General features: G+C 71.4%; 17 protein-coding genes. 1 reads left to right on the top strand and 16 read right to left on the bottom strand.

Annotation, left to right across the window (positions count from 1 at the left end):
• Positions 1-57 precede the first annotated feature (57 nt).
• The 7 genes from FPZ12_RS18015 to FPZ12_RS17985 all read right to left on the bottom strand — a co-directional run bounded on the left by FPZ12_RS18015 (position 58) and on the right by FPZ12_RS17985 (position 7,356).
• Positions 58-1,002 carry an undecaprenyl-diphosphate phosphatase gene (locus FPZ12_RS18015; RefSeq protein ID WP_144751092.1) on the bottom strand — a complete coding sequence of 315 codons (945 nt, stop codon included), beginning with the start codon at positions 1,000-1,002 and terminating at the stop codon, positions 58-60.
• Positions 999-1,640, bottom strand: a complete 642-nt coding sequence (locus FPZ12_RS18010; protein WP_144751090.1) for a DedA family protein — start codon at positions 1,638-1,640, stop codon at positions 999-1,001. Before FPZ12_RS18010 ends, FPZ12_RS18015 begins: the two co-directional genes overlap by 4 nt.
• A 35-nt stretch (positions 1,641-1,675) precedes the next feature.
• Complete coding sequence (locus FPZ12_RS18005; RefSeq protein ID WP_144751088.1) at positions 1,676-2,950, bottom strand: sensor histidine kinase; 1,275 nt, start codon at positions 2,948-2,950, stop codon at positions 1,676-1,678.
• Positions 2,926-3,645, bottom strand: a complete 720-nt coding sequence (locus tag FPZ12_RS18000; protein ID WP_144751086.1) for a response regulator transcription factor — start codon at positions 3,643-3,645, stop codon at positions 2,926-2,928. Before FPZ12_RS18000 ends, FPZ12_RS18005 begins: the two co-directional genes overlap by 25 nt.
• An 89-nt stretch (positions 3,646-3,734) precedes the next feature.
• On the bottom strand, positions 3,735-4,838 hold the full coding sequence (locus tag FPZ12_RS17995) for a YwqJ-related putative deaminase (protein ID WP_144751084.1): 1,104 nt from the start codon (positions 4,836-4,838) through the stop codon (positions 3,735-3,737).
• A gap of 23 nt (positions 4,839-4,861) precedes the next feature.
• The gene (locus FPZ12_RS17990) at positions 4,862-5,542 is read right to left on the bottom strand and encodes a WXG100-like domain-containing protein (protein ID WP_144751082.1); all 681 of its coding nucleotides are present in this window, start codon (positions 5,540-5,542) and stop codon (positions 4,862-4,864) included.
• 200 nt (positions 5,543-5,742) lie between these two features.
• Positions 5,743-7,356, bottom strand: a complete 1,614-nt coding sequence (locus FPZ12_RS17985) for a CocE/NonD family hydrolase (RefSeq protein ID WP_144751080.1) — start codon at positions 7,354-7,356, stop codon at positions 5,743-5,745.
• 201 nt (positions 7,357-7,557) lie between these two features.
• Here FPZ12_RS17985 and FPZ12_RS17980 point away from each other — a divergent pair, with 201 nt between their 5' ends.
• Positions 7,558-7,818 carry an SHOCT domain-containing protein gene (locus tag FPZ12_RS17980; RefSeq protein WP_144751078.1) on the top strand — a complete coding sequence of 87 codons (261 nt, stop codon included), beginning with the start codon at positions 7,558-7,560 and terminating at the stop codon, positions 7,816-7,818.
• A 3-nt stretch (positions 7,819-7,821) separates the two neighbouring features.
• On the opposite strand, the gene FPZ12_RS17975 is transcribed toward FPZ12_RS17980, so the two are convergent.
• The 9 genes from FPZ12_RS17975 to FPZ12_RS17940 all read right to left on the bottom strand — a co-directional run bounded on the left by FPZ12_RS17975 (position 7,822) and on the right by FPZ12_RS17940 (position 13,943).
• The gene (locus tag FPZ12_RS17975; protein ID WP_150980389.1) at positions 7,822-9,132 is read right to left on the bottom strand and encodes a WS/DGAT domain-containing protein; all 1,311 of its coding nucleotides are present in this window, start codon (positions 9,130-9,132) and stop codon (positions 7,822-7,824) included.
• Entirely contained in the window at positions 9,071-9,328 is a 258-nt protein-coding gene (locus FPZ12_RS17970; protein WP_144748578.1) for a hypothetical protein, read from the bottom strand. Before FPZ12_RS17970 ends, FPZ12_RS17975 begins: the two co-directional genes overlap by 62 nt.
• A gap of 161 nt (positions 9,329-9,489) precedes the next feature.
• Entirely contained in the window at positions 9,490-9,768 is a 279-nt protein-coding gene (locus FPZ12_RS17965) for a 2TM domain-containing protein (protein WP_144748577.1), read from the bottom strand.
• Between the two features lie 6 nt (positions 9,769-9,774).
• Complete coding sequence (locus FPZ12_RS17960; RefSeq protein ID WP_243769899.1) at positions 9,775-10,989, bottom strand: HAD-IC family P-type ATPase; 1,215 nt, start codon at positions 10,987-10,989, stop codon at positions 9,775-9,777.
• Between the two features lie 15 nt (positions 10,990-11,004).
• The gene (locus FPZ12_RS17955; RefSeq protein WP_144748576.1) at positions 11,005-11,271 is read right to left on the bottom strand and encodes a DUF1876 domain-containing protein; all 267 of its coding nucleotides are present in this window, start codon (positions 11,269-11,271) and stop codon (positions 11,005-11,007) included.
• A gap of 41 nt (positions 11,272-11,312) precedes the next feature.
• Complete coding sequence (locus tag FPZ12_RS45630; RefSeq protein ID WP_166462802.1) at positions 11,313-11,471, bottom strand: hypothetical protein; 159 nt, start codon at positions 11,469-11,471, stop codon at positions 11,313-11,315.
• A 103-nt stretch (positions 11,472-11,574) separates the two neighbouring features.
• Positions 11,575-12,426, bottom strand: a complete 852-nt coding sequence (locus FPZ12_RS17950; protein WP_208025892.1) for a Gmad2 immunoglobulin-like domain-containing protein — start codon at positions 12,424-12,426, stop codon at positions 11,575-11,577.
• Positions 12,427-12,469: 43 nt separating this feature from the next.
• On the bottom strand, positions 12,470-13,483 hold the full coding sequence (gap, locus tag FPZ12_RS17945; RefSeq protein WP_144748575.1) for a type I glyceraldehyde-3-phosphate dehydrogenase: 1,014 nt from the start codon (positions 13,481-13,483) through the stop codon (positions 12,470-12,472).
• A gap of 64 nt (positions 13,484-13,547) precedes the next feature.
• Positions 13,548-13,943 carry an Hsp20/alpha crystallin family protein gene (locus FPZ12_RS17940; RefSeq protein WP_144748574.1) on the bottom strand — a complete coding sequence of 132 codons (396 nt, stop codon included), beginning with the start codon at positions 13,941-13,943 and terminating at the stop codon, positions 13,548-13,550.
• Positions 13,944-13,996 lie beyond the last annotated feature (53 nt).

Here is a 13,996-nt window from a genome sequence, read left to right as displayed (position 1 = left end):
CCGGTCTGGTCGTGGCTGGCTCCATCCAACACCAGGGGCCGGACGATCACCGGCCACTCAGGCCAGAGTGAGCCACAACGCGCTCCCCAGCCCGGCCAGCCCGCAGTAGATGGCGAACGGCGTGAGGGTGCGGGTGTGGAAGTACCGCGTCAAAAACCGCACCGCCACGTACGCGCTCACGAACGAAGCGACGCTGCCCGCGAGGATCTGCCCGTGGATCCCGGTGCTCAGCGGCCCCACCAGGTCCGGCACCTTGACCGCCCCCGCCGCGAGGATCACGGGCGTGGCCAGCAAAAAGGAGAACCGGGCAGCGTCCTCATGGGACAGTCCGCGGGTCAGCCCGGCGACCATCGTGGCACCGGACCGGGAGATTCCGGGCAGCAGAGCCAGAATCTGCGCCGCGCCGATCAGCACGCCCCGGCGGGCCGGCATCCGCGCCAGCCGGTCGTCCGCGGACTCCGCCACGGCGGGCATGACCACGGTCCGCGCGTCCACGGCGGCGAACACCTCCGTGGGCGGGTCCACGCCGGCGGCGGGCTCCGGTTCGGCGCGGCGCCGCAGCCGCTCACCGAGGTAGAGCACCAGGCCGTTCACCATCAGGAAGATCGCCGCGGGCAACGGTTTGCCGAGCACCGTGCGGAACACGTGCTCCAGCAGCAGCCCGGCGATCCCGACGGGGATCGTGGCCAGGATGATCAGCCACGCGAGCCGTTCCGCCGGGGTTTCGACCCGGCGATACCGCACCGAGCTGAAGAACCCGCCGAAGATGCGGATCCAGTCCCGCCGGAAGAACACCAGCAGCGCCGCCGCGGTCGCGACGTGCAGGCCGACGATGAACGCCAGATACGGGGATTCCGGTGCGGACACGTCGAGATCCCGCGCCCACCGCCCGCCGACGAGCGCCGGGATCAGCACGCTGTGCCCCAGGCTGGACACGGGGAAAAGCTCGGTGACGCCCTGGAAGGCGCCCACGACAACGGCTTCGAGATAGTCCAGGCTCATCGGCGGTTCTCCTGAGTTTTCCGGCGGCCGCGCAGGAATTCACGGGCGACGGGGATCAGCGACAGCACCACGATCACGGCGATGATCGGCAGCAGATAGGTGTCGATACCCGGGATCTGGCTGCCCAGCAGGTATCCGGCGAGCGTGACGCCCAGCGACCACACCAGCCCGCCGGCCACCTGCCAGACGGTGAACGTGCGCGCGGGCACCCGCAGCGCCCCGGCCAGCGGGTTGAGCACCGTCCGCACGAGGGGGATGAACCGTGCGAGCACCACCGCTTTGCCGACGCCGTAACCGTCCAAGGCCTCGCGCGCCCGCTCGGTCGCGGCGCGCAGGCGTGGCCGATCCGCGCGGTCGAGCAGGGCGGGCCCGGCGCGGCGGCCGATCAGGTAGCCCGTCTGCGCGCCGAGCAGCGCTCCCGCCGCGGCCGCGACGAGCACCCACGGCAGCGACAGATGCAGCGTGGCGTCCGCGGTGGTCGCGCACAACAGGCCGGCGGTGAACAGCAACGAGTCACCGGGGAGGAAGAACCCGATCAGCAAACCGGTTTCGGCGAACAGGACGGCCGCCACGCCGAGCGGGCCGAAGGTGGCCAGCAGGCTGTGCGGGTCCAGCGGGTTCAAGGCGAGTAAGTGCACACGAGCAGTCTCGCCGGGGCCGGGTTAGCGGTCGGCTAACCGACGGCAAGCCCCGGGTCATCACACGGCAGGTGCAGCGTGAACTTCGTCGGCGAAGGCCTCGCCAGGCTCAGGCGGCCGCCTTCCGCCTCGGCGAGACTCCGGGCCAGCGCGAGCCCGATCCCGTTCCCCCGCCGCGCGAACAGCGCCATGCCGTCCTCGTTCACCGAACCCTGGTCGCCCACGTCCACCGCCAGCACGCCACTGAAGTCGCGCGCCACCACCTCCACCGCGCCCTGCCCGTGCCGGAGGGCATTGTCCAGCAATACCACCAGAATCTGCCGGATCGCCTCCTCCGAGGCCCAGGGCGCGGGCGGGTCTTCCCGCACGACGCGCAGCTCCCGGCCCTCCGCGGCGAGCAGACCGCGCCAGTCCTGTTCGACCTCCGTCAGCAACGCGGTCAGGTCCGCGGGCTCACTCGCTCGCGGCCGCCCGCGGGCCAGCGTGAGCAAGTCGTCCACCGTGCGTTCCAGCCGGTCCACCGTTTCGACGGCGTCTTGCACGACGCCTCTCGCGTCCGCTTCGGGCACGTCGAGCACCGATTCGAGCTGCAACCGCAGCCCGGCCAAGGGCGTGCGCAGCTGGTGGGACGCGTTCGCCGAAAAGGCGCGTTCCCGGCCGAGGGTGTCCCCGATCCGTTCCGCCGTGGTGTCCAGCGACGTCGCGACGGAGTCGATCTCCGGCACGCCCACGCGCCCGGCCCGCACCGTGAAATCCCCTTCCCCCAAGCGTCTTGCGGTGGCGGACAGCTCCTCCAGCGGACGCGCGAGCCGGGCCGCCAGCCACCGCGAGACGAGCCAGGTCAGCGCGAGCGCGGCGACCGCCAGCCCGAGCATCACGAGCCAGGCGAGCCCGATCCGGCTGTACAGCGCCAGATTGCTGGTCGCGGTACGCACGACGCCGACGAGCGCGCCGCCGTCGGTGACCGGGATCGCGTACGCCAGATCGAGGTCGTCCTGCGCCGGTTTGCCGCTGAGCGCCTCGCCGACGATCTGGTCCGCCGTCGCGGGCCCGTTCCCGGCCAGCAGGCGCCCGTCCGGCGCGTACACGGCCAGGTCGATGTGGTCGTGCGTGCCCGGCAACTGCAGCGATCCCGGGTTGTCGGCGAGGGTGTCCGCGATCTGCAACGCCGCGGAGTCGGCGGCGCGCTCGAGGTCCGCCCACTGGTCGTCGACGAAGTACTTCGCCACCCCGGCCGCCAGCGGCAGCCCGAACAGGCTGATCGCGAGGACCGCCGCGGCGATCGTCAGCGCGACGATCCGCTTGCGCACGGATCCTCCCCTGGCCACTCCAGCCGGTACCCGTGCCCGCGGAGGGTCGAGATCCGCGGCTCCTGACCGGGCGCCGCCTCGGCCAGCTTGCGGCGCAGCGCCGCGATGTGCACGTCGAGGGTTTTCGTCGAACCGTGCCAGTGCGCGTCCCACACTTCGCGCATCAGGACCTCCCGGCTCACGGCCTCCCCCGGCGCCGCGGCGAGCCGGGCCAGCAGGTCGAACTCCTTGGCACGCAACACAACGTCGCGTCCGTCCAGCTGCACCCGCCGGGCGGACACGTCCACCCGCAGCGGCCCCAGCTCGACCGGCGCGGCGGCGGCCCCGGAGACCGGGCCACGCCGCAGGTGCGCCCGCACCCTCGCCAGCAACTCGCCGAGCCGCACCGGCTTCGTGAGGTAGTCGTCGGCGCCGGCCTCCAGGCCGACCACGACGTCCATCTCCTCCTGGCGCGCCGTCAGGATCACCAGCACCGCCGACGACTGCCCGGCCCGCATCCGGCGGCACACCTCGACGCCGTCGAGATCGGGCAGGCCCAGATCGAGCAGCACCAGGTCGAACTCCTGCGCCGAAGCGGCGGCCAGGCCGCCGTTGCCGGTGCGTTCCCAGCGGACCCCGTAGCCGTGCCTGCGCAGGCTCGACTCCAGGACTCCCCCGATCGTCGCGTCGTCCTCAACCAGCAGCAGCCGCGCCATGACCGCAGCCTAACCCGCGAACGCCGCAGGTCAGTGCCGCCCTGAGGCACCCGATGCGGTTTTTGCCGTCCGCTAACCCGCCGCGCGGCTCAGGCGCCCTTGCCGATCCGGCCGGGGGTCTCGCTGCGCTTGTCCCAGTCGTAGTCCTTCAGCAGATCCTTGTTGTCACCCTCTCCGGTCTGCGAGTCCATCGAGTGGATCCCGAGCCGGTTCGTCAGGTAGCTGCAGCTGTCGCACGGCGGGGTCTCGATCGCCGAGTGCTCGTCCGCGCCCGGCCGGTGCGCGTCGGTCGCGCCGCCGACGTGCTCGAAGTGGTTCCGCGCGTCCTCGACGGTCCACCGGCCGTCCGGGTCGACCTTGTGCAGGTAGTCGGAGATGGACCCGACCTCGGCGCAGCGGCCGTGCCCCTTGCCGACCGGGCCGATGCCGGTCGGGTGCAGCTCACCCTTCTCGTCGCGGGTGGCCAGCTCGTCCAGCACCTGGTCCACGAGCTTGTGCCGCTTCGGGGTGCCCTTCTTCATACTGCTGTGGGCGAGGTTCTGGTCGCCGGTCTGCAGCGAGCTCGCCATGCCGGGCCGGTTCTTCTTGGAGAAGGCCCCCGGCCTGTTGAGGTCCTTGCCCTGTTGCTCGGACACCTTCGTCAGATGCGGATCGTCGTTCTCGTCGAGCTTCGTCTTGAGCGGGTGCGTGTTCGAGCTTTCGCCACTGGTCAGGTGCTGGGTGCCGGCACCCGTTTTCTCCGGGTTCGTCGCGTCGTTCTTCGCCGGGGGCTGGTACTTTCCGCCGCCGTCGTGCTTCTTCGCGTCCTCGTCGAAGCGGACCCGCGGCTCTTCCTTGATGGTGGCGAGTTTGTCCGGGATCTTGGCGTCGGTGTGCAGCTTCTTGATGGTGCTGACGTGCGAGTCTTCCGTCTTGTCCAGGTCGTCGGCGCCCTTGTGCAGGTTCTTGCCGGACTGGCCGGTGACCCGCGAGGACTCGCCGAGGAACTTGCGGAACACGTCGGTGGCCTTGTCGGCGAAACCGCTGATCTTGGACCCGACCCCGGACTTGTCCCGGCGCCCGTTCGCCGACACCTTGCCGCCGACGCTCTCCAGCCGGGAGTTGTGCCCCTTCAGCCGCTCGGAGAACGAGTTCAGCGACGACCCCGCCGAGCGCAGATCCGGGGTGTTCAGGTGGAAACCCTTGCCGGGCATACGGTCCTCCTCGATTCGGACGATCAGCCGCTGTGCGAGGACGTCAGGCTCGCCTTGCTCTCGCCGACGCCTTCCTTGAACCCGTCTCCCCCGGCGGCGGCCGCCTTGCCGAGATCCACGCCGTCACCGCCCGCCGTGTCACCGAGGAGCTGGCCTGCCAGCTCCTCCCCGGCGCTGCCCAGCGCGGCGAACACCGGCCCCTCGACGGCGTTGACCAGCTGCTGCTCCACCGCGTCGACCGCGGTGTCGACCAGGCCCTTCATGATCGCCCTGGTGGCCGCGACCTCGACCGGGATGGCCGCCTCCGAGGCGCCGAAGGTGAACGGCGCGGCGGCCTGGTCGGCGATGATCTCCGCGGCCAGGATCGCCAGCTGCGCGATGGCCCCGATCTTCAGCGCGAGCACGAGGCCCGCCCCGGCGTCGAGCGCGTCGGCCAGCAGTTTCATCGCCTCCGCGAACTGCGGCAGATGCCCGTTGGCCAGCTTGTCCCACAGCTCGCCGAAGAGGTCCAGACCGTCGGCCGAGTTCGCGCCGAGCAGCTGGGCGACCGCGTCCTTCGCCTCGCCGGCGTGCCCGTCGAGCTCCCCGGCGATCTGCCGGAACTCGTCGGCCGCCTCGCGGAGCTGGTCCTCGTCGATGTTCGGCCAGTCGATCCCGACCATGTCCAGCACCCACGCCAGCGCATCGGGCAACATCATGCTCATCGGTCGCGCACCTTCCCCGCGGTGGTCCCCCCGGGCACGATTCCGCCGCACGCGAACCGCACCATGATCGAAGGCTCACTATAGCCACGCCCGGGGCCCGCGACCACCTGCCCCGGACAGTGCGAAAGCAAAGGCACGTAACGGACTTTCCCGGAACACCACGCGTCTGTCCACTCCGGACCGACGAGTGTCCACTGTGGTCAGTGACGGGTCACCGGGAGCCGGAGTGAGCTGCCGACGTGGTGGACGGTGTGGGTCGCGGGCTTCGACTCGGCGCCGGTTCCGGGGTTCTCGTCCGTCCCGAGGTTGCGGGCGAACTGCGGATGCGACGCCCCGGCGATCAGCAGCCGGATCCGGTGCCCGGCACGGAACCGGTGCGCGGTGGGCCGCAGGGTCAGCCGCACCGGTCCGGGCTCGCGTGCGGGATCGAGCCGGACGTAGGCCTCCGTGACGTTGCGCGAGCGGCCGTTGTCGTCGACTTCGCTGAGGCGGACGAACAGATCGGCGTGTGGGTTGTCCGTGGAGTGGACCAGTTCGACCTCGGGCGCGCCGATCACCTCCAGATCGAAGTTCAGCGCGCGGCCGGTGAACGCGAGCACGTCGGGGCGGGCGGCCAGCTCGCTGTCGTCGACCACGCCGCCGCCCGCCAGCAGCGGGCCGCCGACGGTCGGCGTCGGGACGGCCGGGTCGAAGGTGAACGCGGCTGTCCCGGCATCCGCGGCCGTGCCGTAGAGGAAACCGCCCGGGTTCAGATGCAGGATCTCGTCGGTGGCTTCCGGGGGCCAGGCAGGCAGATCACGCCACTCGCGGGCCCCGGTGACGAAGATCCGCACGGGCGCGGCCCGGTGACCAGGACGGCCCGCGAGCTTCTGGTCGAACCAGTCCAGCGTCTGGGCCGTGGTGGTGCGCGCGCCCTTCGACATGACCTCGACGTGCGTCCACGGGCCGACGCACAGCGCGACGTCGCCGCCGCGTCCGCGCAGCCGTTCGTATTGCTCCACGGTCTGGGTCAGGAAAATGTCCTGCCAGCCGCCGATCAGCAGCACCGGCACCGACGCCCGGTCAAGCGCCGCGTCCAGCTGCATCGGCGCCCAGTACGGGTCGGTGAGATCGGGATGCGTTGCCCGGTAACGGAACCACGGGGCGCGCCCGGCGAACCGCTCGTCGGCGGCGTCGGCCAGCGGCAGCCGGTCCATCAGCTCGCGCACCTCGCGGCGCGCTTTTCCCTGTCGCAGCAAGGCCAGCGGGCCCTGTTCGTCCCGCTGGCGGACGATCATGTCGCTCCACGAGAGGAGGTCGAGGTTGAACGCGCCGGTCCCCCACGTGTGCCGGCTGAAATCGTGCGGCCCCACCGAAATCACGGCGGCGCGCAGCTCGGGCGGCGGATCGGCCAGCAGCGCCCACTGCGTGAAGCCGAGGTACGAAAGGCCGAGCGTGCCGAACGAACCGGTGAACCAGGGCTGCTCGCGCATCCAGCCCACCACGTCGTGCCCGTCGGAAACCTCGTCGCGCATCGGGTCGAACTCACCGGCGGAATCGGCCGTGCCGCGGCTGCTGACGAACAGCACCTGATACCCGCGCGCCGCGTGGATTCGCGCCAGCAACAGGGAAAACGCCAGGCCCCGGCCATACGGGCCGCGGACGAGCAGGGTGCCGGCCGGGTCACCGGCCGGGCGGTACAGGTCCGCCCCGAGCTCGACTCCGTCGCGCATCGGGATCCGGACGGGCGTGCGCGTGTAGCCGGTGCGCGTGCCGCTGACGCCCAGCAGCCGGTACAGGAGCCGTTCGGCGTTCCGCGCGATCGATGACCCCATCCGGCACCCTCCTCGGCGAGCGATCCGTGAGCGGGGCCAGTCTGGCCGCACGGCGGCCCGATCTCAAGCCACGTTCCGTGAGCGGCGCGCCGAGCGTACGAAGCGGGCCGGGTCGTTGTACCCGGCTCCTCGTGACCTTGGCCCGTCGCCGACGCCGTCCCCGGGCACCAGGCTGGCGGTCTCCGGGGAAAGGAGCCCACGATGATGTACTGGTACGGCAACGGCATGAACGGCTGGGGCGTCGCGCTCACGACCATCGGCAACCTGGTGTTCTGGGGGCTGGTCGTGGCGGCGATCGTCGTCCTGGTCCGCGTGCTCGGCCGGAGGCCGTCCGGCAGGAGTTTCGAGGAGGCACCCCCGGCGCCGGAACAGATGCTGGCCGAGCGGTTCGCCCGCGGCGAGATCGACGAGGAGACCTACCGGCGTGATCTCCGGACCCTGGAGGAGCTCCAGCGTCGCTGACCTTCAACCGTCCAGTGGGGAAACGGTCGTTTCGGCAGCCCGCAGTTCGGCGCCGAGCGCGTCCACGAGACGCTCCGGGTCCGGGATCAGCTTGCGGTCGGTCCCGAACCCGAAGTACACCTTCCCCGCGTAGCTGAACACGCACACGGTGACGGCCTGCCGCCCGCCACAAGGCGCCCAGCCGACCACCCCGCCGACTTCCGCGCCCGCCAGCGCCATCCGCTCACGCGGGCCGGGCACGTTGGTCAGCACACCAGCGGCCCGGTCGGTGAAGTGGCGGGCCAGCACCGTGCTCACCGGTGGCGGGCTCTGACTGACCACCGCCTGCAGCACCAGGTTGACCACCGGCTCCCAGGAATCCCTGATCCGCGCGATCCGGCGGTTCACCTCGGCGACCCGCTCGGGAAAAGCGGCGCGCCCCAGCGGCATCCGCAGCAGGACGAGCGAGAAGTGGTTGCCGAGCTTCGCGGGCAGGTCCGCGTCGAACCGGCGGAGGCTGACCGGCACCATCCACACCATGTCGCGGCGCCCGCCGCCGGCTTCGTACCGGTCGAACGCCCCGGCCACCAGCGCGGTGCACACGTCGTTGACCGTAGCGCCGGTCTGCCGCCCGATGGCGGTGATCGTGTCCAGCGGCATCGGTTCTCCCCAGCAGACCGTCTTTTCCCGCCCGGGCTCGCCGGCCCACCCTGCCCCGCCGCCGCGCGGGCCGAACAGCTTCGCGAGCCCGCCCACGCTGCGGCCCACCGTCATCCCGGCCGTTGCCACACGGCCGGCGGCCCGCCGTGCCGAGGGTGGCAGCGCGGGTTCGAGCACGGCCAGTGCGCCCGCCGCGGCCCCGGTCACCACTGCTCCCGCGGCGGCGGGGACCGCCACGGCGGCTTCGGCGAACGGCCCTGCCTTGCCCGCCAAGGTGTTCAGCCGCTCGCCTGCCGTGTCCACGGCTCGCAGGACAGTGCTGCCGAGCCCGGCCACGGGATGCCGGTTGCGTACGTGGTGCGGAACCCAGCCGCCGACCAGGGCGCCGGGCTCGGGCCCGGCGCCTTCGAGCGGGTCCAGCAGGCTGAACAGCACCTGGGTGAGCCGGATCCCGTCCGCCATCGCGTGGTGCGAGCGCATCACCAGCGCGTCGCCCCGCCCGTACCCGCGCAGCAGGGTGATCGACCACAACGGGTGCCGCGGATCGAGTTCGCGCCCGCGCTCGGCGGCGACGAAGTCCTGCAGCCCCTTCGCGTCGCCCGGCCGTGGCAGCTCACGCACGAGCAGATGCCGGTCGAGGCGGAACTCGGGATCGTCCTCCCATCTGCGCGGCAACCCCGGGGAGCCTGCCGCGCACCGGCCGGCGCAGGTACACGGGGAAGCGGGCCAGCAGCCGGTCCGCGACCACCTCCCGCAGCCGGGCGACGTCGACCGGCCGTTCGGTCCACAGCACCGAGGTGACGATCAGCCTGTTTTCGGGCGCGTCCAGGTTCAGCCAGAGGCTGTCCTGCGCCCGCATCGTTTCCGCCATGTCGTTTCCCGGAGTTCAGTGACGGATCCGGACCACCGTGATCGGGGATCCCCCGCTCTCACAAGGAATCCCGATCGCGCAGAGGAAAGCGGACGCGGCCGGTGACCCCTTGTCGGAGCGTGGCCCCGCCCTGGTCGCAACCGGGTGACTCGCCCGGCGGGTCACGGACGGCGGCCCATTTCGCGCCGGATTTGTTTCTCGCTGAACCGGGCCGGGCCGAAGGTGTCCCAGGCGTGCAGCACCAGCCCGATTCCCCAGAACCCGATCGAGAAGACCGGCCAGAAGAAACCGGGGCTCGTCACGAGGAGCCAGATGAGCACGAGGAACCCGTTCATCAGCAGGTACACCAGCACGTGCGTGACGAAGTCGCGTCTCTTCTTCAACCGCTCGATCGCCTCGGCGCGCGGATCGGTTCCGGCTGAAGGTTTCTGCTCGGTCATCGCCGATCATCTCCTTTCCCGCCCAGCGTTTTCCGTGACCGGAGTGAAGCTCGCCGGGCGCGGGGCGCACAAGGGCGAAAGAACCCGCTCCGCAAGCCCAAGGTCCCTTACTCCGGGCACCGGGCCGCGAAATGCTGCCGCGATGGGAGATTCCGGCCCGGTCACGCCGCCGGAAGACCGGCGCCGCACGGTCGTGCCGCGGGACGGGCGCGAGGTCCTCATCGCGCCGCTGACACCGGCGCACACCGCCGAACTGGCCGACCGATCCGGCAATGTTTCGACGGCGGGCAGGTTGCGCACCACCGAGCGCCTCCGCGACATCCGCACCACGCCGATGGCCAGGACGATCGACACCGCGGCGGGCAGCCCTTCCGGGATTGCGCCCACCGCGAGCGCGACCGCCGCGGTGGACATCTCCGGCACGGGTGACCTCCGCAGCAGTCCCACCGCGAACGCCAGCGCCGCGACGGCGACGATGCCCGTGCTCAGCTGTTTCGAGAACCCGGCCAGCTTCCGCGTCAGTGGGGTCGCCACGGTGCCGCTCGTGGCGACCAGCCGCTGGATCGCACCCAGCTGGGTCCCGGCGCCGGTGGCGGTCACCAGCGCGCGGCCGGTGCCCCGGGTGACCATCGTGCCCGAGTAGGCCATGTTCACGCGGTCCGCGAGCGGTGTCCGCTCCGGCAGCGGGCCGGTCGTCTTGGCCACCGGGACCGACTCCCCGGTCAGCGCCGATTCGTCGGTTTCCAGCAGCTGCGCCCCCAGCAGGCGCAGATCCGCCGGAACCTGGTTCCCCGCCGTCAGTTCCACCACGTCCCCGGGCACCAGCGCTTCCGCCGCGATCCGCAGGCCGATGCCCTCGCGCACGACCGTCGCCTGGGTGTGCACCATGCGGGCCAGCGCGTCGAGGGCCTGCCGCGCGCGCGATTCCTGGACGTAACCGATCACCGCGTTGAGCACGATCACCCCGGCGAGCAGCACGGCGACCAGCGGGTCGCGGATTTGCTTCAGCAGCAGGGAAAACGCACCTGGCCCGGGTTCATCCGGCAAGGCGTTCGGGCCGTGCAGACGGGCGCGCCGATCCGCTTCCACGGCGGTCAGTCCCGTGGCGGAGTCCGTACCGAGCCACGTCGCGACCTCCTCCGCCGACGCCGCATGGCAGGCTTCCGCCGCGTTCAGGGGCACCGCGGTGGCGGAATACCGCTCGGCGCGGGCGCGGATCACCGCTATGCCGTCCCTTCAGTGCCCGAGGTGCGCGGACTTGTGCGTGACCGCCTCGATGTCGGCGGCGGTCGCGTCGAGCAACCGGTGCGCGAGATCGGCCAGCGCCCTGGAGACGGCGAGCTCGTCACCGATCTCCGGCACGCCGGGGTCGCGCGGGTTGCGCCGCGCGTATCCCGTGCCGGTGAACCCGGTCTCGTCAGGGTTGCGCAGCCGCGCCTCGGCGTGGGTGCGGTTGTCGTTCTCGTCGAGGAAAATGTCGACGTGCCAGCGTTTTTCGTGCATGGCCGGGGTTCCCTTCACTCACGGGTGACCGGTGCGAGCCGTCATCGCTTGACCGTCATCCGGCCACGGGCGCTGAGCGCGCCGATCAGGTCGAGCGCCAGGCACACGAACAGGGCCACGCCCCAGTCGTTCCACGGGCCCCAGGCCGCGACGTCCGGGGTCCCGTAGGCCAGCCAGACGATCAGCCAGATGAATGTCATCACCCTCACCTCTTCCGTGACGCTAAAAGAATCCGGCGCCCGCGGTCTGGGGCTGTTGGACCCGAGACCGCGGGACCTTCGGCCGTGCCGGTCCGTGCCACCTTCAGCCGGCCACGGCCCCGGTGACCGCGAACCGTTCGACATCGGTCACGTGCCCGCCGGTGGCGACGGCGATCGTCAGCACGCCAGGGGCGGGCGCGGTGAACGGCACGGAGACCGACCAGGGCGTGTTCTCGCCACCCGCCGGGACGCCGGGCGCCTGCCCCACCAGGCCGCTCGCGAGGTCACGGATCCGCACGACGAGGTTCTCGTCGACACCGGTGATCCGCCCGCCCACCGTCACGGGCGACGTCACCTTCGCCCCGTAGCCGGGTCGCGTGATGGTCAGGACGGAATCGCGCGTGCCCACGACTTCCCACGGCGCATCCACGCCAGGGCCGAGCTTCGCCAGGTGGAGGACGGCCGCGGTGGCCGCCGCCCCGTTGGGCGCCCGGTACCCGACGCCGACCCAGGCTTCGCGCCCTTGCACGCTCTGCCGCGTGACCAGGTCGACCCCGCCGTAGCCCAGAAAGTCCTGCGTGAACGACTGCGCGGTGAGCGCGGCGTCGAGATGCCACGGCTGGTGTCCCCCGCTGCGGTACTCCGCCTGCCAAGCCACGGCTTCCGCGGTGCCTGCGAAGGGCCACAACGGTTCGTAGGCGAACCCCGGCACGGATCCGCTGGTGGCCGGAGGTACGGCGGGCGCGGCGGTCACCGTCGAAGCGGGCGCTGAGGGCGCCGGTGTGGTCACCGATGTCGCCGAGGGCCCCGCGGTCCCGCCACCGGAGCCGCCGCTCGTGCGCCAGAACACGATGGCCACGACCGCGGCGGCGACCACCACCACGGCCACTCCTGCCGCGATCCAGCGCCGGCGGCGCCCTCGCGGGCTCATCGGCGGCTGCACCCTCGTCGTCATGGTCCTTCACCTCTTCCGGTGCCCACCGGCCACTGTGGACTCCTCAGCCGGGCAGCGCGCCCGCGATCAGCTCCGCCAGGTCGAGAGTGCGCTGCGCGTAGCCCCATTCGTTGTCGTACCAGCCGAACACCTTCACCAGGTTGGCCTCGGCCTTGGTCAGGCCCGAGTCGAACACGCACGACGCCGGGTCACCGATGACGTCACGGGAGACGATCGGCCGTTCGGTGTAGCGGAGAATCCCTTTCAGCGAGCCGTTCGCGGCTTCCGCGAACGCGTGGTTCACCTGGCCCGCGGTGACCTCCTCGTCCAGTTCGACGGTGAGGTCGGTCAGCGAGCCGTCCTCCACCGGTACCCGCACGGCGACGCCGTCCAGGCGCCCGGCCAGTTCGGGCAGCACCTCGCCCAGTGCCCGCGCCGCGCCGGTACTCGTCGGGATCAGGTTGACCGCGGCGGACCGGGCACGCCGCGGGTCCTGGTGCGGACCGTCCAAAAGGGACTGATCGTTGGTGTAGCTGTGGATCGTGGTCATCAGCCCGCGCCGCACGCCGAACGCGCGGTGCAGCACCATCGCCATCGGGGCGACGCAGTTGGTGGTGCACGACGCGTTGGAAACCACGTGGTGCCACCGCGTGTCGTAGCTCTCGTCGTTGATGCCCAGCACGATCGTCGCGTCCACGTCCTTGCCCGGCGCGGTGATGATCACCTTCCGCGCGCCGGCCTCGAGGTGGCCGGCGGCCTCGTCCCTGGTCCGGAACTTGCCGCTGGCCTCGATCACGATGTCCACGTCGAACTCGCGCCACGGCAGCCCGGCGGGCGTGCCCACGTCGGTGACGTGGATGTCCTTGCCGTCCACGGAGAGCACCGAACCGTGCGCGTGCACCGGCGAGGCGAGCCTGCCGTAGGTGGAGTCGAATTCGAGCAGGTGCGCCATCGCCGCGGGCGGGACCACGTCGTTGACGGCCACCACCTCGATCGGGCTTCCGGGCCGGGCGAGCGCGCCGCGCAGGACGTCACGCCCGATCCGGCCGAGCCCGTTGATCGCCACTCGGGTCACCATCGTCTTCTCCTTCGTCTCACGAGGGACGGGGCGTGCCGGCGGCCACCGGCACGCCCCGCGTCGTTCACGAACCGGCCTTAACCGGGATCTCGTGCGGCTTTCCCTTCTCGCGCACCGGAATACGCACCTCGAGGACGCCCGCGTCGTAGGCGGCCTTGACGTGCGTGACGTCCGCGCTCTCGGGCAGCCGCACGCTCCGCGCGAATCCCCCGTAGGCGAACTCGGTGTGTTCGTGGTCGTGCCGGGTGAACTTCCGCTCGGCGCGCAGGTTCAGCTCACCGCGCTCGACCGTGACGTGGATGTCGTGTTCGGGGTCCATCCCCGGCAGCTCGGCCCGGACAACGTACGCGCCGTCGTCGAGGTAGTGCTCCACCCGGATGGGATGCCGGTCGCCGAACTCCTCCTCCAGCAACCGGAAGACGTCCGGGAGCAGGGTGGTCCGCGGGATCCGTGTGGGCATCGGTGCCTTCCTTCCGCCTCGTTTTCACTGGCGCCTCCAGCACAACGCCGGAA

This window comes from Amycolatopsis acidicola (genome assembly GCF_007713735.2).
Taxonomy (GTDB): domain Bacteria; phylum Actinomycetota; class Actinomycetes; order Mycobacteriales; family Pseudonocardiaceae; genus Amycolatopsis_E; species Amycolatopsis_E acidicola.
Note: the sequence above shows the minus strand (reverse complement) of the source record. Positions and strands in the feature narration are given on the sequence as shown.